At 58.2% G+C, this 18,923-nt stretch carries 16 protein-coding genes; all 16 read right to left on the reverse strand.

From position 1 onward, the window contains the following. Positions 1–112: 112 nt before the first annotated feature. The 16 genes from EPN96_07185 to gyrA all read right to left on the reverse strand — a co-directional run bounded on the left by EPN96_07185 (position 113) and on the right by gyrA (position 18,817). Positions 113–919, reverse strand: coding sequence for a hypothetical protein (locus EPN96_07185; protein ID TAL16955.1), 807 nt, complete (start codon positions 917–919; stop codon positions 113–115). Continuing rightward, positions 919–3,042: a tetratricopeptide repeat protein gene (locus EPN96_07190; GenBank protein ID TAL16956.1), complete on the reverse strand. Its 2,124-nt coding sequence runs from the start codon at positions 3,040–3,042 to the stop codon at positions 919–921. The genes EPN96_07185 and EPN96_07190 overlap by 1 nt, the downstream gene beginning before the upstream one ends. An 11-nt stretch (positions 3,043–3,053) precedes the next feature. Next, the gene (gene gcvH / locus EPN96_07195; protein ID TAL16957.1) at positions 3,054–3,440 is read right to left on the reverse strand and encodes a glycine cleavage system protein GcvH; all 387 of its coding nucleotides are present in this window, start codon (positions 3,438–3,440) and stop codon (positions 3,054–3,056) included. A 27-nt stretch (positions 3,441–3,467) separates the two neighbouring features. Continuing rightward, positions 3,468–4,553, reverse strand: a complete 1,086-nt coding sequence (locus EPN96_07200) for an aminopeptidase P family protein (GenBank protein ID TAL16958.1) — start codon at positions 4,551–4,553, stop codon at positions 3,468–3,470. A gap of 12 nt (positions 4,554–4,565) precedes the next feature. Then, positions 4,566–5,000, reverse strand: a complete 435-nt coding sequence (gene aroQ, locus EPN96_07205) for a type II 3-dehydroquinate dehydratase (GenBank protein TAL16959.1) — start codon at positions 4,998–5,000, stop codon at positions 4,566–4,568. Between the two features lie 91 nt (positions 5,001–5,091). Continuing rightward, complete coding sequence (locus tag EPN96_07210) at positions 5,092–7,224, reverse strand: hypothetical protein (GenBank protein TAL16960.1); 2,133 nt, start codon at positions 7,222–7,224, stop codon at positions 5,092–5,094. A 26-nt stretch (positions 7,225–7,250) separates the two neighbouring features. Continuing rightward, positions 7,251–7,769 carry a hypothetical protein gene (locus EPN96_07215; GenBank protein ID TAL16961.1) on the reverse strand — a complete coding sequence of 173 codons (519 nt, stop codon included), beginning with the start codon at positions 7,767–7,769 and terminating at the stop codon, positions 7,251–7,253. Positions 7,770–7,827: 58 nt separating this feature from the next. Beyond that, positions 7,828–8,922: a 3-dehydroquinate synthase gene (gene aroB / locus EPN96_07220; protein ID TAL16962.1), complete on the reverse strand. Its 1,095-nt coding sequence runs from the start codon at positions 8,920–8,922 to the stop codon at positions 7,828–7,830. After that, a complete protein-coding gene (locus tag EPN96_07225) occupies positions 8,919–9,440 on the reverse strand; it encodes a shikimate kinase (GenBank protein ID TAL16963.1) in 522 nt (173 codons plus the stop codon). The genes aroB and EPN96_07225 overlap by 4 nt, the downstream gene beginning before the upstream one ends. Further along, positions 9,425–10,609 (reverse strand): chorismate synthase, encoded by a 1,185-nt coding sequence (locus EPN96_07230; protein TAL17020.1) that lies wholly within the window; start codon positions 10,607–10,609, stop codon positions 9,425–9,427. Before EPN96_07230 ends, EPN96_07225 begins: the two co-directional genes overlap by 16 nt. Positions 10,610–10,618: 9 nt before the next feature. Further along, entirely contained in the window at positions 10,619–13,348 is a 2,730-nt protein-coding gene (locus tag EPN96_07235; protein ID TAL16964.1) for a type IV pilus secretin family protein, read from the reverse strand. Beyond that, the gene (locus tag EPN96_07240; GenBank protein ID TAL16965.1) at positions 13,345–13,932 is read right to left on the reverse strand and encodes a hypothetical protein; all 588 of its coding nucleotides are present in this window, start codon (positions 13,930–13,932) and stop codon (positions 13,345–13,347) included. The genes EPN96_07235 and EPN96_07240 overlap by 4 nt, the downstream gene beginning before the upstream one ends. A 2-nt stretch (positions 13,933–13,934) precedes the next feature. Then, the gene (locus EPN96_07245) at positions 13,935–14,576 is read right to left on the reverse strand and encodes a hypothetical protein (GenBank protein TAL16966.1); all 642 of its coding nucleotides are present in this window, start codon (positions 14,574–14,576) and stop codon (positions 13,935–13,937) included. Between the two features lie 3 nt (positions 14,577–14,579). Next, positions 14,580–15,164, reverse strand: a complete 585-nt coding sequence (locus EPN96_07250; GenBank protein ID TAL16967.1) for a hypothetical protein — start codon at positions 15,162–15,164, stop codon at positions 14,580–14,582. After that, entirely contained in the window at positions 15,161–16,219 is a 1,059-nt protein-coding gene (gene pilM / locus EPN96_07255; protein ID TAL16968.1) for a type IV pilus assembly protein PilM, read from the reverse strand. Before pilM ends, EPN96_07250 begins: the two co-directional genes overlap by 4 nt. A gap of 162 nt (positions 16,220–16,381) precedes the next feature. Next, positions 16,382–18,817 carry a DNA gyrase subunit A gene (gyrA, locus tag EPN96_07260; GenBank protein TAL16969.1) on the reverse strand — a complete coding sequence of 812 codons (2,436 nt, stop codon included), beginning with the start codon at positions 18,815–18,817 and terminating at the stop codon, positions 16,382–16,384. Between the last annotated feature and the right edge of the window lie 106 nt (positions 18,818–18,923).

Consider the following 18,923-nt stretch of genomic DNA (forward strand, 5'->3'; position numbering starts at 1 on the left):
TGAAAGGCGCTTCGCCGTAAATTTTAACGATTTGCCGCACGCGCGGCCCTGAAAACAGCTAATGCTAACACCGCGCCGCGCCCCAGTCAAAAACGAATCGGTTTATGGATTTTCAGGAGGAAATCGCGCTCAGCAGGCGGCTTATTTCCGCCACCTGCTCCTGGGGCAGGACTTCTTTTTGAGGGCCGACCGCCGCTTCTTCCCGCCGCGGCTCCCTCCGGTCGAAAAGGAGGCGGCCAAGGCAAGCCGAGGCCAGTTCCATAGAGCGGCCCACGCCTTTGGCCTCTTCGCAGATCGCCTCAAGCGCCGGTCCGGGTATCGCTTCGCGGTTGCCGAAGGTCTCAAGCCTGTGGCGGAGGCAATTGTACAATTCTTCCGGTGAAAAGGGCGAAAGCGGGATCTCTTTAAAATCCGTGAACGGAGAAGAGCCCTCTCCGCAGAGGACGAAACAGCAGAGGGGAGCGCCCTTTATGCGCGCCGAGGCCAGGTGCGAGACCTCTCTTAACGCTCCTTCGCCCCGAAGCGGCGAGGTTCCGGGGACCACGATTACCGTGCCGCCCTGCCAGAAGCGCCGAAGAAGCTTCGTGTAGAGTTTTTCCGCCGTCGAGGGAAGATCGCCGGAGACTTTTTCAAAGGAGGCGCTGTAATAGAGGGAGGCGAAAAATGGGAGGGTTTCGCCGGGAAGTTCTCCTTTTGCAAAGAGAAGGGGCGTGGTTGCGTCCGCAGCCGCGCCGAGGAGCTTTTGGATGAACCAGCCCCTGCCCGAACCTTCCTGACCGCGTATCCAGATATTTTTGCGTTCCCGAAGGTGGTTAGCTCCTTCTTCGAGGAGAGCTTTTCGCCCGGCTGTTTCGCGGTAGAGTCTCGGGTCGAATCCTCCGGCGAAAGGATCGCCGCGAAGGCCGAGAAGATTGTACACTAGTCCGCCAGGGTTGACTTGAGTGCTTCGAGACGCTCCGCGACATCGCGAAGTCCGGGGCTGAGGGCCGCAGCCTGTTTGAAGCAGGCGAAAGCGTCGCGGTATTCCTTCAGCTCTTCGCAGACCGCGCCGAGCTCGTAGAGCACCGCCGCGCGGTCCTCCCTGCTCTTGGTCGCCGCCGAGAGGGCGAGGTTAAGCGCCGAGCGGGCCTCCTGCAGTTGCCCCGTATCGCGGTAGATCATCGCCATCGAAGCGTAGGCGTCTTTCGCCTTCTCGGAGCCGCGGGAAGCCTGCTGGAATTCGTAGAGAGCCTCGTCGAGGAGCCCCATCTCCTTGTAGGCGACGCCGAGATCGTAGTGGGTCTCGAAATCGTCGGCGTCGAGCTTCTCGGAAACTCCCGCCTTGAATTCCTTGACGATGTCGTCCAGTTCGGAGATCTCTACATCCTCGAAACCGGCGATGCCGGAGGCGATGTCGTATTCCAGCTCGCCCAGTTCGGTCTGGGTGGCGATATCGCTGTCGCGAAAGCCTCCGACCAGGTCCTCAAGGTCCTGCCAGCCGAATTTTTCAAGCCTGTTGGCGATCTCCAGAGAATCGGGGAACTGCTCCCGGAGGCGGAGAAGGGTTTCGACGGCCTCGCCGACCCTGTCGCTGGCCGCCAGTCCATCCACCTCGTCGATGACCTCCTGAAATATTCCCTTTCCCGTAGCCGTGGCGAGTTTCGGAGGAGCGGGCTGCGTGGGCCGCAGCTTTTCGAGAGCATCCGCCGCCAGCCTGTTCCCGGGATCTTCCTCCAGAATCGCGTGGTAAACGCCTCTGGCTTCCTGCAGATGGCCTTCGTCCTTGAATATTTCGGCGATGGTCACCTGCTCGCGAATCCAGGCGCCGGTATCGTTCTGGCGGTGGTAGAGGTCGCGCAGTTTCTGGTGGACCTCAAGGTTTTCGGGGCTTATGTTGGACAACTCCAGAAGTTTCTGGCGCGCCTTGTCTTCGAGGCCGTATTTGAGGTAGAGATCCGCCTCCTTTACTCCGTCGGCGATATCCACCTCTTCGACCGGAGCGGCCCAGGCGGGAGACTCGGTTTCCTTCTCCGGAATGACAAGGGTGTCCAGCACCATGTCGAGCTCGCCGCCCTCGAAGGAGAAGGAGTCCTCGCTCTCTTTCGGGAGTATCTCCTGGGCCTTGCGCTCGTACTGCCCGGCTTTGACCTCCTGCCCCTGTTCCTTGCAGGAGTGCGCCAGCCTCTGGTACCAGGCCGCCTGCTCTTCTATCTCGCCCTTCTGCTCGGCGAAATGAGCAAGCTGCTCCATTATGAAGATGTCGTTCGGACTCTCTTCATAGAGCTCGTGGGCCATTCTTCTGGCTTCGTCGGTGTTGCCCAGCGCTATGTGGGCGCTTATCGCGTCGAGGCGAAGGCCGTGGTCTCCGGGGAGCTTTCCCAGCCCTTCCCTGATGAACTCAAGGGCCTTTTCGTGCTGCCCCATGTTGACGTAAAGCTCGGCCAGCGGCCTTATGATCTCGGGGCGCTCGTATTTTTTGTAAAGGGTTTCCAGCGAGCCGAGGAGCTTTGCCCCGCGCCCCACCTCTTTGAGCTGACCGATGGCGGCATCGAGGTGGGCGGCGAATTCGGGGATGTTTCCGCTTATCAGATCGTGCTCGGCGAGGAGAAGCTTGATGGAGGGGTTCTTGGGGGCCAGTTCTTCCATGCGGCGGAGCATCGACCCCGCCTCGTCCGTCTTCCCGGCCTTGCGGTAGAGCGCCACCGCCCTCTGGAAGACCCCGAGGGCGTCGCCCACGAGTTTTTGCTTGATGTACAGCTCGCCGAGGTTTTTGTAGATCTCGGGGTTGTCCTGGTCGAGCCTCGCGGTCTTCTTCCACTCGGCTATGGCCCTGGGGACAAACCCCTGCGCGACGTAAAAATTGGCGACGATCCGGCATTTGTCGAGAGCATCTTCTTTTTTCCCGAGCCGGAGGTAGAGATCGAGAAGCTTCGCCTGCGCCCTCATGTCCTTCGGGTCGGCGGCGACAATCTGCTCATATTCGGTCGCGGCTTTCCGGTACGCCCCCTTCTGGATGTACTGGACCGCCCTTTTTTCTATTTTGCTCTTGTCTATCGCTGCCATGGCGCTTGGAGTCAGACCGCTTCAATCAGTATTTTGTAGTCGTGAGCGGACAGCAGTATTTTCGTGTCCGGCTTCGCCGACAGCCTGACCTTTATCATCCATCCCTCCCCGTAGGGGTCATCGTTTATCTTTTCCGGAGCGTCGGGCAGAGCCGCGTTGAACTCGATTACCTCTCCGTCAACCGGGCTGAAGAGATCGGAGACGGATTTGGCCGATTCGACGGTGCCGAAGGGCTTGCCGGTCTTTACGATCTTTCCCACTGCGGGTAGGTCTACGAAAATAATCTCACCAAGTTCATCCTGGGCGAAATCGGTGATTCCGACCGTGCAGATATCGCCCTCGACGCGCGCCCAGGCGTGTTCGGGATGATACAGGAGATTATCCGGAATCTTCTTCATCTGGCTCTTACCTCGGTGAAATTAATTTCAGGAATACGCGCCGGGCTCCTTGCTGAGCCTTGTAATGTAATCAAACCCGTCCTGGGTCACCACAATCGTGTCTTCAAGCCTCACGCCGAACCTGCCGGGCAGATAGACGCCGGGCTCCACGGTGAAAGTCATGCCAGCTTCGGCCACTCCCTCCGAACGGGGCGAAACCGAAGGCGTCTCATGCACCATAAAACCTATTCCGTGGCCTGTGCCGTGGCCGAAAAAGCCGCCGTATCCGGCCTCTTCTATCGTGGCGCGGGCCGCCTTATCAATATCCGCGAGAGAAATTCCCGCCCTTATTGAATTTAACGCCCCAATCTGCGCTTTTGCAACTGTTTCATAGACCAGACGCGCTTCGCCTTCGATTTTGCCGATGCAGGCGGTGACCGTCTCGTCGGAACAAAAACCGTCGAGCAATACACCGAAATCGAAAACGACCAAGTCGCCGTTTTCAAAGGTTCTCTCTCCCGGCTTCGCGTGGGGAAGCGCCCCTCTCGGGCCTCCCGCGACTATCGTGTCGAAAGCCGGGGCGGCGCCCCTCTTGACGACCTCCATCAAATAGCTTCTCGCCGCTTCCCGCTCGCTTTTCCCCGGACGAAGGAGCGGAGTTGTTGCGAGAAAAGCCTCCTCCGAAAGCGCCGAGGCCTCCCTCATCTTCTCAAGCTCGAAGGGGCTCTTGACGGCGCGGATGAGCGAAATCCTGCTTTTTAAGTCCACCAGTTCGAGGCCGCCCCCGGACTCCGAAAGGCGAAGCCAGCTCCCGAAGGTGAGGTCGTCGCCCTCGAAGCCGATTCTCTTCGCTCCCAGCGTTTTCGCCCTGGCCAGAGCGGCGAGAAGGAGGTCTTTTTCCTCGGCGACGGTAACGCCGTGAGTTTCTTCCCCGGCCTGCAGAGTATAGCGGGAATCCGTGAAAAGAACAGCCTCTCCGGCGTCGATTAACAAAAGCCCGTTCGAGCCGGTGAAGCCGCAGAGCCGGCGCACGTTGGGAAGGTCGCTTACGAGCAGGGCGTCGAGACCGAGTTCGAGTCCCGTTTCCCTCGCCTTTTTTAACCCGTTCTCATGGTAGGAGGAGAGTTCGGACAAAAAATTCGCCTGTTACTTCCGAAGGTGCGCCACTAGCCCGCGCAGCGCCGAAAGGTAGCTTTCGACGCCGAGCCCCGCCACTACCCCGACGGCCACGTCGGAAAAGTAGGAGGTTTTGCGGAACGGTTCGCGGGCGTGGACGTTTGAGATGTGCGCTTCGACAAAGGGTATGCCGGAACCGGCGAGCGCGTCGCGCAGGGCGACGGAGGTGTGGGTGTAGCCGCCGGGATTTATCACTATGCCGTCGATGGCCCCGCGCGCCTCCTGAACCCTGTCTATCAGCGCCCCCTCCGAGTTGGACTGGAAGAAGGCTGTTTCGACGCCCAGAGAGGAGGCGAGATTACTGAGGGCGGAATTTATGTCGTCGAGAGTCGTCTTCCCGTAAATTTCGGGTTCACGCGTTCCCAGGAGGTTTAGATTCGGGCCGTGAATGACGAGTATTTTCAAGGTTGTCTCCGCAGGGCCTGACCCTAATGGCAGCGACGCCGGGGGTCTCCGGCGTCGCTTTGAATCTCCAGAAGATTTACAGCTATTTTTTCTATTGCTTGACCTTGACAACCGTTATGGTTCCGCCGGCGCCTACGGCTACCTGCGCCTCGGCCGCTGAAATCGCGTAGGAAAAATAGATCTTGCCTTCGCAATCAGTAACGAGGGTGGCTGAGGTTTCGCCCGATCCGGCCCACCACAATTCGCCGCCGCTGACCGAAACGCCGACCGGCAGGAAGGGTATCGGGTACCCGGTCGGGATCGCCGAATCGGAGACGTAAACGCTGTAATCGTAGGGAATCCCGGCGATCAGACCTTCAGCGGGCCCCAGAAATCCCAGTTTTGTAGGCGCTACCCAGGAAAGCCTGAATATCTCGGCGTCGCCGATGCCCCTGATCTTTATGGGATTGTTGAGGGCGTCGTAGACCGTTTCATCCTCGGTGCCCGCCCATATCGCCACTTCCTGATTCACATGGGCGCTTCTGACGGGGGCGCCAAATTCGTCGACGGAACAGTTGTCGCTTTCGCCGGGATAAGTGTTTCCGCCGAAAGCTATGCCATCGGTTGTGGTACTCATACCGCCGCCGAGATTGCCCTGGAAAACGCCGCCCCTGTCGTTATTGCCCGCGTAGAACTCCACGTCTATGCTGCCGTCGGCGTTGACCAGGTCTATTGCATCCGGTGCGCCGGCCTTGATCTCCTTGGTCGATACGGGAGAAGCGAATACGACGGTGTTGCTATCCGTTACGGAGCTTACGATGAAACCGCCCCGAAGCGCCGTGATCATGTCGGTTATTACGACGGTGTCGCCTTCCTTGAGCACATCGCCGATGCCGGCGTAGGTGAAGGTGGTGCCGTCGGCGGAGACGGTGCCTTTTTTCTTGTACAGGAGGATGTTGACGATCTGGCCGAAGTAGACGCCCGTGCCGTCGGTGATGTCGTTGCCCCACTTGTCGGAGACGAGCCCCAGATAGTTGTGGGTCAGCGTGCCGTTATTGTTGTCGATTATCCCGTTTTCCCTTTGCAGCACAAGGCTGAAGGGAGGGCCCGAGCGGATGTAGACCAGGGGAATGGTCTGCTTGACCGTGGGGCTCAGCGTTTTGCCTTCGGCGTCCAGCAGGACTTCGGCTTCAATCGTCACGGCACCGGGGTATCTTCCCGCTGAAAGGGCAAATTCCAGCACGCCGCCGTGCGAAGTCAGGTAAACGGGCTGATTTATGATGTTGCCCTGAATGTTCTCGCCGCCGTTCGGCCCCTGCAGTATGGTGACCTTGACGTTGTTGAGAACCTGCGAGTCGTCGATGAGGTTGTTGAGGTAATCGTAGATGCTTATGGTGATTTTTGAAACGCTGATGCCGCCGGTCTCCTTGACCGAGATTTCAGGCGGTTCGACGACGGCGTCGATATGGTCGGGAACTCCCAGATAGGAGGTGTAGACGGCTATGCTGACGGGGGGGTTTGAAGTTATGTTCGGCGTTACGCTCGTCACCGTGGCGGTAATGTGCGCAACGTCCGAAACCGTAGACTTGAAATCCACGGTGGCTACGCCGTTGGAGGTGGCGATAGCTCCCGGAGGGGTTATGGTGCTTCCAACGAGGTCGGAGGCGACCGTGACGGTCCCGTCGGTGTTGTTGCCGAAGCTGTCCTTCAGGGTAATCGTCAGCTCGCTTTTGTCGATGCCGTCAGGAGCGACCGTCGACTTGCTCGCAAGTATGGAAATAGAATTGACAGGCCCCGCTGTGAAGGCAACTGGAGCCGAATCGGAGCTGTAATTCCCGACTACCGCGGTAACCGTCGATGTTCCTATAACTTCCGAGGTCAGCTTGGCGGTATAGTGGCCGTTGTTGAGGTTCGTCACGCCGACGATGCTGCCTATGCCGAGGGAGAAGGTGAACTGGGCGTCTTCGCCTGCGGTTGTGAGATTCGTCTTGGGGGCGCCGCCTGCCGTTACATAGGCGTCCAGAAGTATCCCCGCGCCGCTGGAGCCGCTTACGACGGCAGTTGAACTGGAGGTCGTCAGAACGATATTGAGGGGGCCAGTTACAACCGGGTTGGGGTTTTCGCCTCCGCTTAAACTCTTTGAATTGGAAGACCTCTGGCCGCAGGCGGCCAGGAATAAAACCGCAGCGGCTATAAGCGCTAAGGCGGTCAGCGTGGATATTCTGCCGAAAATCTTTCTCTTCATGTTGCACCTCCGGGTGCTTTTACTGTTCATTCAAACAGCACGACAACGGCCGCGCTGTCGGAGACGGAAAGCGAGTCTCCAAAATTGCCGTTAATGTCTACTTCCTTGGCGGTAATGACCATGTCAGCCCTGAAATTGCCGAAAACATCCAGAGTTCCGGGGTCAGCCTGGATCGCTTCGATTATCGCAAAGGGCACTACGCCGAAAAGAGTGATATCCGCCTCACCGTTTGGCGAAATTCGCATATTGCCGGGGTATGTCACCACAGGGTAGGCAGTGCCTTCCAGATCCACCAGTTGCACTTTGACGCTGGTTACTATGACGTCGAGCGACTGTTCCCCTACTCCCTTGCGGGGGTAGTTGCGAAGGGTCAGATTCAACTCGTTGCCGCTCACGGAATCGACCGTGACCGTGACCGTGGTCCCCGGATTGCTGACGACCTGTAGCACGGCGCCGGCCTCATAGCCTTCAAACATGCCGCAACCGCAGAGGAAGAGCCCGAGTGAAAGTACTGTCATCATAATTATCGCGCGACGAACGTGCATGGTTCCCTCGCTCCTGAAGCCCGATCGACAGGCTTTTAATGGTTTTGCCGTTACCACTTCAGCTATCAAGACCCTCTTTGAGGAGGGCGTCGATGATTTCCTCGCTTACCTTGCACCCCCAGCGGGCTCTCCCGATCTCTACCGGAAGCACCCACCTTGGAACTCCTCCGGCGTTTTTCTTGTCGTGGACCAGCGCCGTTTTTATCTCTTCGGGGGTTATTCCCCCGGGCTTTTTGGGGTATCCCCAGGAGGATATGAGCTTTTGTATCCTCTTGATGCTCTTTGGGTCGGCCGCGCCCACTGCTTCGGCGAGCCTGGCGGAGAAATCTATTCCCATCGCCACCGCTTCGCCGTGAATGTACCTGCCGTAACCGGCGCTGACCTCAACGGCGTGGCCGAAGGTGTGGCCGAGGTTCAAAAGCGCCCTTGGCCCGCCTTCCTTCTCATCGACGGCGACTATCCCCGCCTTTATGGAGACCGCTTTCGCGACGACCTCTTCCAGCAGCTCGGGGTCGTCGATAATTCCCGGCCCTCTGGCTTCCAGAAGGGAAAAGAGCCACTCATCGGCCAGTATGGCCGCCTTTATCACCTCGGCCAGCCCGCCCAGCACTTCCCGTCTCGGGAGGGTGGAGAGGAGGTCTAGATCCGCCAGAACCGCCCGGGGCTGGTGAAACGCTCCAAGCAGGTTTTTGCCGAGAGGATGGTCCACCCCGGTTTTTCCGCCTACGCTCGAATCTACCATCGCAAGGAGGGTAGTCGGAATCTGGATGAAATCGACTCCGCGCAGGTAGGTCGCGGCGGCGAATCCGGCAACGTCACCGACGACTCCGCCGCCGAGGGCTACGATGACGCCCTTGCGGTCCATGCCGGAGCTGACGAGATCGTCCCAGACGGAAACGAGGGTGGCGACCGTTTTATGCTCTTCGCCAGGTTCAAAGATCGACCAGCCCAGAAAATCGGCCATCGCGGGCCGCATGCATTTTTCGAGGGTCTTGCCGTAGAGGTCATAAACCGTTTTGTCGCTTACCGCGAGTACCTGTCTGCCGCAGACGCACTCGGCAAACTCCCCGATGCTGTCGAGACGGCCCAGAAGCCCTCTGCCTACGACTACCCGGTAAGACCGGTCTTCGAGATTGACTTCAACGGTTTTCAACCGGGTTTCTCCATATCTTCACCCAGGAAACGCGAAATTATCTCTTCGGCTATCTCAGCCGGCGATTTGCCTTCGGTGTCAACCTGTCTCTCAACGGCGTCGTAGAGCGGCTTTCGCTCGTCGAATCTTTTTCTGAACTCCCCGGACGGCCCTTTTGCGAGCGGCCTTTCGGTTCTGGAGTTTTTTACCCTTCTTTCGAGCTCTTCAAAAGAGGCGCTAAGGTTTACCACGACCTCGTTTCTGAGAAGCTCCCGGTTGACTTCCCGGAGTAAGATTCCTCCCCCGGCGGCTATCACGACCTTTTCCCGCCTCAGTGCTTCTTTGAGCGCCTCGGTCTCCATCCGGCGAAAAGCCTCTTCGCCTTCTGTTTCAAATATACCTGCTATCGAACGGCCCTGACGGGTAACTACAAATTCGTCAAGGTCCAGCGGACTCCAGGAGAGCTTTTGGGCGACCCTCTTTGCTACGGAGGATTTTCCGACCCCCATGAAGCCGGTAAGGATCAATCTTTTTTCCAACGTCTCCCCAGTTCGTCGAGATACGAGGAGAAGTTTCTTCCCATTTCATCGACACAGTCGCCGCCGAACTTCAGCGAAAAAGCTTTTGCGAGCTCCATCGCCAGCATCGCCTCGCCAACTACGGAAGCGGCGGGCACGGCGCAGACGTCGCTTCTTTCCCTGGAGGCGAGAACCGGCTGCCCGGTGAGAAGATCGACGGTGCGAAGCGGCTTCATCAGCGTCGGAATCGGCTTCATCGCCGCCCGGAGCCAGAGGGTCTCGCCGTTCGTCATCCCGCCTTCGATGCCTCCGGCGCGATTGGTCTTTCTGCGAACCATGCCGCGTCTTGTGTCGCCGGCGCCGCCCGGAACTATTTCGTCGTGCACGCTTGAGCCCGGAAGACGCCCGTTTTCAAAACCGATGCCGAATTCCACTGCCTTTATCGCCGGTATCGAGAGCATCGCCATTCCTATGCGCCCCTCGATTCTCTGATCCCAGCTTACGTGGCTGCCGAGACCTACCGGAAGCCCGGTGGAAAAACAGATGAAGGTTCCGCCGACGGTGTCTCCCCGGCTTTTCGCTCCGTCTATTTCGGCTATGGCCTCTTTTTCGGCGGAGGGGTCGGCCATCCGGAGAACCGAGCTTTCCGCGGCCAGGTGATGGGCGGCCATCTCCGGCTCGCTCCACCCGGCCTCGATCCGCCCGATGGAGGTTACGAATGAGCCTGTTTTGATTTCAAAGAACTCGAGGAGGGCTTTAGCCAGCGCCCCGGCGGCTACCCTTGCGGCGGTTTCCCTGGCGCTCGATCTTTCAAGTACGTTTCTGGCGTCGGTGTGGCCGTACTTCAGGGCTCCGGAGAGATCCGCGTGGCCCGGTCTCACCTCGGTCAGGGCGGCTATGGAGTTTTCGTGGCGCCCATCGTAACTCATCGCCTCGCGCCAGTTGTCGAAATCGCGGTTTTTTATGATCATCGCCACCGGCGCGCCGGTTGTCTTGCCCCACCTGATGCCCGCGATTATCTCGGCCTTGTCGGTTTCAATCGCCATCCGTCCGCCGCGCCCGTAACCTCTTTGTCTTCTGGCGAGCTCGGCGTCGATCTTTTCCTTGTCGACGGGGAGCCCTGCCGGAAGATTCTCTACGAGTATTACAAGGCCCGGCCCGTGGGACTCTCCTGCGGTTCTGAAATTCAGCACTTATACTTAAAGGCTCGCGGCCTGCTCCATTTGTACAATCTTGGGCGTTATGAAGATAATAAGTTCAGTCTTCGAGGTCTTGTTCTGCTTTGACTTGAAGAGCCAGCCGACAAAGGGGATTTTCTGGAACCACGGAATTCCCGAAACGGTCTCGCGGGTGGAGTCGGTGATTATTCCGCCTATTACCGCGGTCTCGCCGTCCTTGACCAGCACCTCGGTGTTCGCGGTGCGCGTCTGCTTGCCGGGGGTGCCGTCGGAGGCGGTTATCGAAGAGACGTCGTCCTTTTTAATCTCCATCTTCAGCATTATGGAGGCGTCGGAGGTGACGTGCGGAGTCACCTTCAACAGGAGGAGGTAATCCATCGTCTTGATGCTGGTTTCCTCGCCGGACACGACGTTGAAGGGGATTGACAGACCCTGGCTGATCTCGGCGACCTTGTTGTCCAGAGTCGTAACCCTCGGCGAGCTGACTATCCTGCCCTTGCCGGAGGTTTCGAGGGCCGCGATGCGAAGGTCGAGGCTGAGAACGTCGTTAATGTGGCCCATGCTGAGGGCGAACGCGCCGCCGGCCGAACCCGCCGTTCCTACGCCCACCGGGAGGTTGACTATAAAGTTTTCCGCGCCGGTGGCGCCTTTGACGCCGATCGAATTGGGGAAGCCGAATCCGGTTGAGTTTCCGTGAGCGGCGTCGGCCTTGTATTCGCCGCCCCACTGTATGCCGAGATCTTCGCTGTAGTTGGATTCGACCTCTACTATGCGCGCTTCGATGAGCACCTGGGGAGTGGGTGTGTCAAGCCTTGCCACCAGCTCGCGGGCGATCTCGATATTTTCGGGAAGGTCGCGGACCAGAATGGTATTGGTGCGTTCGTCGACGACGGCGCTGCCACGGTCGGAAAGAACGGTTTTGAGCTTGTCGAGAACCTCTTTGGCCAAAGCGTAATTGACGGGGAAAATCTCGCTGGCAAGGGGAGTCGAGCTCTTTTCCAGTTTTTTCGCCGCTTCAATCGCCAAAATTTGCTGGTTGCGCTCGTTGGCTATCTTCTCGGCGCTGACGATGCGCATTATGTTGCCGTCAAGGTCCTTGTCGAGGTTCTTGGCCTTGAGGATGACGTCAAGGGCCTGGTCCCAGGGGACGTCGATGAGGCGTATGGTTATGCTGCCGCTGACTTCGCTGCCGGTAACCATGTTTATCCCGGCGACTTCGCCGATGAGCCGAAGGACGTTGCGGATGTCGGCATCGACGAAATCCATCGATATCCTGCTGCCGGTGTAGCCTTTCTTTTGCCCGTTGGGCCCGACGGGCCCCGAAACGGGTCGCACGACCGGCCCCTTGGGATCTACCATTACAGTGCCGCTCTGGGTGGGGGCTGCCATATCCGCGGGTACGGCCGTTTCGCCGTTCCTTTCGAGGATGATCCGCTCCGTCCCGGGAGTCTCGGCGACCGCCTCTGGCTGGCTTGAACCGCCTTCAAAGGCTATGCTGAGGGCGCTGTCTTTCTTTTCTACGTTGAAGGGAGCGGCGTTTTTCAGATCGACGATGACTCTGGTGTCGGCCCCGCGCTGGTATGCCGCAATTATCTTCACCGGGCCGTTGAAGGCCGAGGTGTCGAGGGCGCGCTGGAATTTGCTGGTGAGGCTGGTCCTGAGAAGGTCCATGACCACCCGCGTCCCGGTGGCTTCCCTTACTTCGTGGGCCACGGGTTTCGAGGTGGAGAGGTCTACGTAGCTGCGCTGGGCGTCCTGATGGAAGCCGAAATCCACCACCTCGGCCAGACCGCTCATATTCTCGGCGGGCTTCGCGGCCGGAGCGGCGGGTGTTTTCGCCGGAGCGGCGGAGGCGGGAGTTTCGCTGACCTGCGCGGCGGCGACGGATATGGAGGCCGTCTCTTCGCTGTGATCGAGCTTGATTGCAAAGCCGCAGGGCACCTGCGAGATTTTGTAGTCGGAGAAGACAATCCTGCTGCGGGCTTCGACAACCGCCCGGACGCCGGACTCGCCGGAGCGCATGACGACGCGGGCTATCGGCCCCTCTTCGTACTCCCTGACGACTTCGCCGCCGCCGAGGGCGACGCCTTCAAGGTCTATGACGAGGCGCATCCCGTCGCTAAGGAGAAAGGAGCTGATGCCCCTGGCGTCGGAGCCGAGGTTGCATACGAACGAGTTTGTCGAGATTTCGAGGACGGGCTTGTCCTTGCCTTCCACCGCAGGGGCTTTGGCGAGGGGTTTTTCCGTAGCCTTTTCTCCTCTCGGAACAATGACCAGATCGACTCCGTTTTCGGTTTTCTGGACCGAGTAATCGGAGGCGGCCGCAAGCTTTACGGAGACTTTGCCCTCTTCGCCGAAGGTTACCGACCGAATTACGCCGTCGTCTATCTCGTTTACGCCGGAAAGACCCTCGAAGCGGGCGCCCTTTAGGTCAAGGACGATCTCGTCCGGGGAGCCGGTCCGGGAAAGGCTGTAATCCACCGCGCCGTCTCCGCCGAAGCGGACGCGGACGGAATTTTCCTCGCCGATGAGCTCCATCCTGCTGACGACTGTTTTTTTCTGCAGGAGCTCCGCCGGCGGCGCGGCGGCTATCACGGCGGGGGCTGACGCCTTTACCGAAGTCGAGCCCGCGCCAGAGGCGCCGGCCGTGGCGCAACCATTGGCGAAAACGGACAAAGCGAGCCAGCCGCATAGAAGGCCGACGCTTCCCGCTCTCGCGACCAAGCTCTTTTCCCATTGCCTTCCGGTCATGGGTTCACCTCATTATCGGATTTGTGCAACGTTAAAGTTATTACTTTGGTTTCTTCCTCGCCGAGGGGATCGACCCATATTTCCTCGATCACGATGCTGTCGGGCTTTATGGCGGTAATCTTCCCGCCACGGTCACCTGCGTAGTTTCCGACGCCGATGTAGTAGCCCTTGCCCTTCGGATCCTGAATGAGCGCTTTGGCCTTGTTGTCCAGCGCCCAGACGATGCCGACAAGCTTGAGTTCGTCAAGCCGGAACTTCTGCAGCGGGGTCTTGGCGACAAAGGCTTTAGGCACGCTGTTGGCGCCCTTCTTTTTCGACTGGACCTTTATATAGGGCTTGAAGGGGTCCCGAAGGACTGTCGGGTTGTAGACGAATTTTTCGCCCGTGGCGCTCGCGTCCTTGGGTATTACACCCTCCAGCATCGAGCTCAGCGAGAGACCGGGTTTGACCTCGGCCCCTGGGGCCGCTGGCGCTGGACCCTTTTTGCCGCAAGCGGCAAGCGAGAGGATAATGCCCGAGCAAATGGCGATTTTCCAGATGGAACGCATATATTTACCGCCTTCCCGTCCGGTGGCCGGTACCATGTCTACTTCTTCCCTGCTTTCGCCGCTGCCTTGGTTTTCTTGGGATCATCCTTCGGGCGCTCTTCGGGAGGAAGGAATCTGAATGTCCTGGCTTCAATTTTCATTTTCAGCACGGGTTCTCCCTGCGTGCCGTAATGATCGGTATCCATGTAGAAGCTGTCTATGGCCACGATGCGGGGGAGATTCGCTATCTTGTCGAAAAAGACCCCCAAATCGTGGTATTGCCCGGAGTATTCCATCGTAAAGGGCACTTCGGCGTAAAAGTATTTCGGCCCGACGGGCTTTGAGCCGCCGGGCTTGAAGAGAACCGACTCAAGGCCGGACTCGACGCCGAGATCGCTGACGGTTTTGAGAAGGGAGGGAATCTCCTCGCTGCCGGGAAGTTTTTCGAGGGCCTTTTCAAGGTGGAGGTCGAGCTGCTTTACGGCCTCCTTGACTACCGGCAGGTTGGCGGCCACGGCCTGCTTTTCTCTCAGGCTGGCGTCTTCCTTTGCGTAGGCTTCCTGAATGGCGCCAAGGTTCCCCATGCTCTTTCTGAAAGCCGTGCCCCAGTAAACGCCGACAATCACCACCCCCACCGAAAACCAGATGAGCGCCTTGCGGCCCGACGACCAGCGCAGATACGTCTCAACCGTAAATGCCATCTGTCACCCCGCCTTCTTCTTGCCCTGATTCGGATCCTGAGCGGGCTTTGGGGTTTCGAGGTAAGTTTCAAGGCTGAAGGACTTGAGCGATATGCCGCTCTTTTCGTCCCTCTTGGTAACGTCCAGCCTGACCCTGGAGAACTTCCTGGATTTTTCCAGTTCGGTCATGAAAAGGGCGATCGTCTGGTTTTCGTCGGCGAGCCCCTTCATTGTGAATTTATCCCTTACCTGCGAGAATTTTTCTATCCAGAGCTTGTCGGGCACGGTTACCGCGATCTCGTTCAGGATCAGCGCGGGCCCGGTCTGTTTCTGTTCAAGGTCGGATATTATTTCGATCTTCTCGGCAAGGTCGGCGAACTTGGTCTTGTAGCCCTCGACCTCTTTGATCTTAAGCTCGTACTCGATAATCTGGGCCTTTACGTTGGCGAGTCTGGCGGCGGCGTCTTTCTCCTTCGCCATGAGGGAGAGGTGCACGCTCATTATTACGGCTGCCAGGCACACCAGATAGGCCGCTATGAATACGACGTGCTTGCGGAGGTTTTCCTTGCGCTTTTCCGCTCTGACGGGAAGGAGGTTAATGCGGATCATCGTTCATCCGTCCTTCGAAGCGCCAAACCGGCGGCCACCACGGCAACCGGCCCCATCGCCTCCAGATAGTCTGGATCGAAGCGCCTGTGGGAATAGGTGATTTCCTTGAAGGCCCTGATTATCTTCACCGGGGCCCCCTGGCGCTCCTCAAGGGCTTCGGCGAGACCGGGCAGGTTACAGGCTCCGCCCGCGAGGAATATTCCGAACACTTCCTCTTCCGAGGAGGCGGCGCCGAAGAAATCCAGCGAACGCTGTATCTCCAGCACCATGTTGTCGATCATTCCCGAGAGGATCCTGGTTACGTCCTCGGTCGAGGCCTGATCGGAAGTGCCTCCGAGCTTGAGAGCCTCCGCCTCGTCGTAGCTGACGCCGAGTTCCTTCTGTATTTCTTCGGTGAAGTTGCTTCCGCCGAGGGTGATGTCGCGGGTGAAGGCCGACACTCCGCTGCGGAGTATGTTTATGTTCATGATGCCGGCGCCGATGTCGATGAGGACCACCGTTCTGTCCATCAGCTCGGGGTAGGAGACGGAAAAGAGGTTCTCCATCGCGAAGGCGTCCACGTCTATTACCTGTACGGAGAGCCCGGCTTCGGAGAGAACCGCCGTGTAGTCGTTAATTATGTCCTTCTTGACGGCGACGAGGAGAACTTCCATGTTGTTCGGGTCGGCGGCCGAGGGCCCCAGAATCTGGAAATCGAGGTTAACGTCCTCGATCTCGAACGGTATGTACTGTCCGGCCTCCCACTGAATCTGCTCTTCGAGCTCGGTTTCAGTCATCATCGGCAACTGTATCTTTTTGACGATAAGGGAGTGGCCGGCAACGGAAGTGGCTACGTTGCGGTTCTTTATTTTGAGGTTGGCGTATAAATTCCGGATGGCTTCGGCGACGATGCTGGAGTCCATGATGACACCGTCTACAATTGCCTCCGGCGGCAGCTGGACTATGCCGAAATTTTTGAGCTCGTAACTTTTTTTATGATGCTTTAGCTCAACAATTTTGACTGAGTGGCTGCCGATGTCGAGACCGACTAACGTTTTGGGCTTGAACAGCGCCATGCGGCTCTCCCATGCGAATTAGCGAGTGTTCCACGCGAAATTCGCCCTTGTATACACATCACTAGGCGCGAATATTAGTTTATTATAATTCAAATGTCAAGCCGCACTTATAGTGCTTAAAGTTCAAGAGCCACTACATTTAGTATTAAAGTTATTTTGTTTTCAGCCGAGCTCTTCTTCCATTACCTTTGCAAGTGAAGCAACGGTTTCTCCACTCTCCAATTCAATGAGCTTTACTCCCTGAGTATTACGCCCAATGACTGATATTCCAGAGGCGTTCATTCGTATGAGTTTTCCGCTCTGGGCAATCAGGATGACCTGTTCGTCTTCTTCCACCGAAAGCACTCCGGCCACGGGACCGTTGCGCTCGTTGGTCTTTATCGTGATTATTCCCTTGCCGCCGCGCCCCTGCACCCTGTACTCGTCGATGTCGGTCCTCTTCCCGTAGCCGTACTCGGTCAGGGTAAGAAGGGTGGTGCCCTTTCTGGCTATATCCATAGCGACGACCTTGTCGCCCTCCATCAGCTCGATTCCCTTGACTCCCCGGCTGGTCCTTCCGGTCTCCCTTACCTCGTCCTCGTTGAACCGTATCGAGAGCCCTCCGCGGGTGCTGATGATGATGTCGCTCTGGCCGTCGGTAAGCCTCGTAGCTATGAGCTCGTCGCCCTCGTCGAGACCGATGGCGTAGATTCCCATGTTCTTGCGGGGCCGCGAGAAGTTCATGAGGTCGGTCTTCTTTACTATGCCGTTTCTGGTACACATGAAGACGAACTTGCCCTCCTCGAAATCGCGCACGGGAAGGAAGGCGGAAACCGACTCGCCCTTTTCGAGGGGAAGGAGGTTGATTATCGCCTTGCCCCTCGTGGCGGTTCCGGCCAGGGGCAGCTGGTGGACCTTTATCCAGTAAACCTTGCCGTTGGTGGTAAAGAAGAGGATGTGGGAATGGGTGGAGGCGACGAAGAGGTGTTCGACGAAATCCTCTTCCTTCGTCACCATGCCGAGCCTTCCCTTGCCGCCGCGAAGCTGGCTACGGTAGACGGAGGTCGGGTTTCTCTTTATGTACCCCGAGTGGGAGATGGTGACGACCATGTCCTCTTCGGCGATAAGATCTTCGATGGTGATGTCCTCGACTTCGTGGACTATCTCCGAGCGGCGTTCGTCGCCGTACTTCTGGCGAATCTCGGCGAAGTCCGCTACCAGTATCTCCATTATCTTCTTGTCGTCGGCAAGTATCGCCTCAAGCTCCTTGATAAGGGCAAGCACCTCGCGGTATTCGGCGACAATCTTGTCCCTTTCGAGGCCGGTCAGCCTCTGGAGGCGCATCTCCAGGATCGCCTTTGCCTGCTCCTCGCTCAGGCCGAAGCGGGAGATAAGCCCGTCGCGTGCCTCGTTGGGGCCCTCGCTCCTTCTGATCAGCGCGATCACCTCATCGAGATTGTCCAGCGCTATCGTGTAGCCTTCCAGAATGTGGGCCCGCTCCTTGGCCTTGCGGAGCTGATACTGGGTCTTTCTTATGGTTATGTCCCGGCGGTGCTCGATGAAGAGAACCAGGGCCTCTTTTATGTTCAGGACTTTGGGCTGCCCCTCGACGATGGCGAGCATGTTGACCCCGAAGGTGGTCTCCATGCGGGTGTGCTTGTAGAGCTGGTTCAGGATGATCCGGCTCTCCTCGCCCTTTTTCAGCTCGATGACTACCCGCATACCCTCGCGGTCGGATTCGTCGCGAAGGTCGGAGATGCCTTCCAGCTTCTTTTCCTTGACCAGTTCGGCGATCTCCTCGACCACCTTGGCCTTGTTGACGGTGTAGGGAAGCTCGTTGACGATTATCGCCTCCCTGCCGGTGCGCGGGTTCTTTTCGACCACCGCTTTGGCCCGTATCTTCACCGAGCCCTTGCCGGTGGTGAAGGCGTCGTAGATTCCCCGCGAGCCGTAAATATAGCCCGCCGTCGGGAAATCGGGGCCGGGCAGGACCTGCATTATCTCGGCTATGCCAGCGTCGGGATTTTGTATGAGAAGGGCGAGCGCGTCGCAAAGCTCGCGGAGGTTGTGGGGCGGGATATTGGTCGACATGCCGACCGCGATGCCGGAACTGCCGTTCGCCAGAAGATTGGGGAACCTGCAGGGCATGACCTCCGGCTCCATCAGGGAGCCGTCGTAGTTGGGCAAAAACCCCACCGTCTCCATTTCCAGGTCGGCCAGAAGCTCCCCGGCCAGCTTGTCCATGCGGACTTCGGTGTAACGCATCGCCGCAGGGGCGTCGCCGTCTATCGAGCCGAAGTTTCCCTGACCCTCGACCAGCGGGTAGCGCAGCGAAAAATCCTGCGCCATGCGCACGAGGGTGTCGTAGACCGCCGTGTCGCCGTGGGGGTGGTATTTACCTATAACGTCGCCGACGACGCGGGCGGATTTCTTGTAGGGCTTGTCCCACCTGTTCCCCAGATCGTGCATCGCGAAAAGCACCCTGCGGTGGACGGGCTTCAGGCCGTCGCGCACGTCCGGCAGCGCCCTTCCGATGATTACGCTCATCGCGTAATCGAGGTAGGAACGCTTCATTTCGTCTTCGATGGGAACTGGAATTCTGCTCTGTGGGGTCAGCATCTTGGCTTTTCTTTCCCGAATTTAAAAATTCAAGTTGACGGACTAAACCCGGTATTAATAACACAAAACGGGAGTAAAAGTCATCCAAAGGCTGCAGACAAAGTTT

Source organism: bacterium (assembly GCA_004322275.1).
In the GTDB taxonomy this organism is placed as follows: Bacteria; Desulfobacterota; Deferrisomatia; order Deferrisomatales; family BM512; genus SCTA01.

Excerpts from the sequence above, each read along its gene's own strand:
- EPN96_07190 (TAL16956.1), bottom strand. The coding sequence starts at position 3,042 with ATGGCAGCGATAGACAAGAGCAAAATAGAAAAAAGGGCGGTCCAGTAC.
- gcvH (TAL16957.1), bottom strand. The coding sequence starts at position 3,440 with ATGAAGAAGATTCCGGATAATCTCCTGTATCATCCCGAACACGCCTGG.
- EPN96_07210 (TAL16960.1), bottom strand. The coding sequence starts at position 7,224 with ATGAAGAGAAAGATTTTCGGCAGAATATCCACGCTGACCGCCTTAGCG.
- EPN96_07215 (TAL16961.1), bottom strand. The coding sequence starts at position 7,769 with ATGCACGTTCGTCGCGCGATAATTATGATGACAGTACTTTCACTCGGG.
- EPN96_07235 (TAL16964.1), bottom strand. The coding sequence starts at position 13,348 with ATGACCGGAAGGCAATGGGAAAAGAGCTTGGTCGCGAGAGCGGGAAGC.
- EPN96_07240 (TAL16965.1), bottom strand. The coding sequence starts at position 13,932 with ATGGTACCGGCCACCGGACGGGAAGGCGGTAAATATATGCGTTCCATC.
- EPN96_07245 (TAL16966.1), bottom strand. The coding sequence starts at position 14,576 with ATGGCATTTACGGTTGAGACGTATCTGCGCTGGTCGTCGGGCCGCAAG.
- EPN96_07250 (TAL16967.1), bottom strand. The coding sequence starts at position 15,164 with ATGATCCGCATTAACCTCCTTCCCGTCAGAGCGGAAAAGCGCAAGGAA.
- pilM (TAL16968.1), bottom strand. The coding sequence starts at position 16,219 with ATGGCGCTGTTCAAGCCCAAAACGTTAGTCGGTCTCGACATCGGCAGC.
- gyrA (TAL16969.1), bottom strand. The coding sequence starts at position 18,817 with ATGCTGACCCCACAGAGCAGAATTCCAGTTCCCATCGAAGACGAAATG.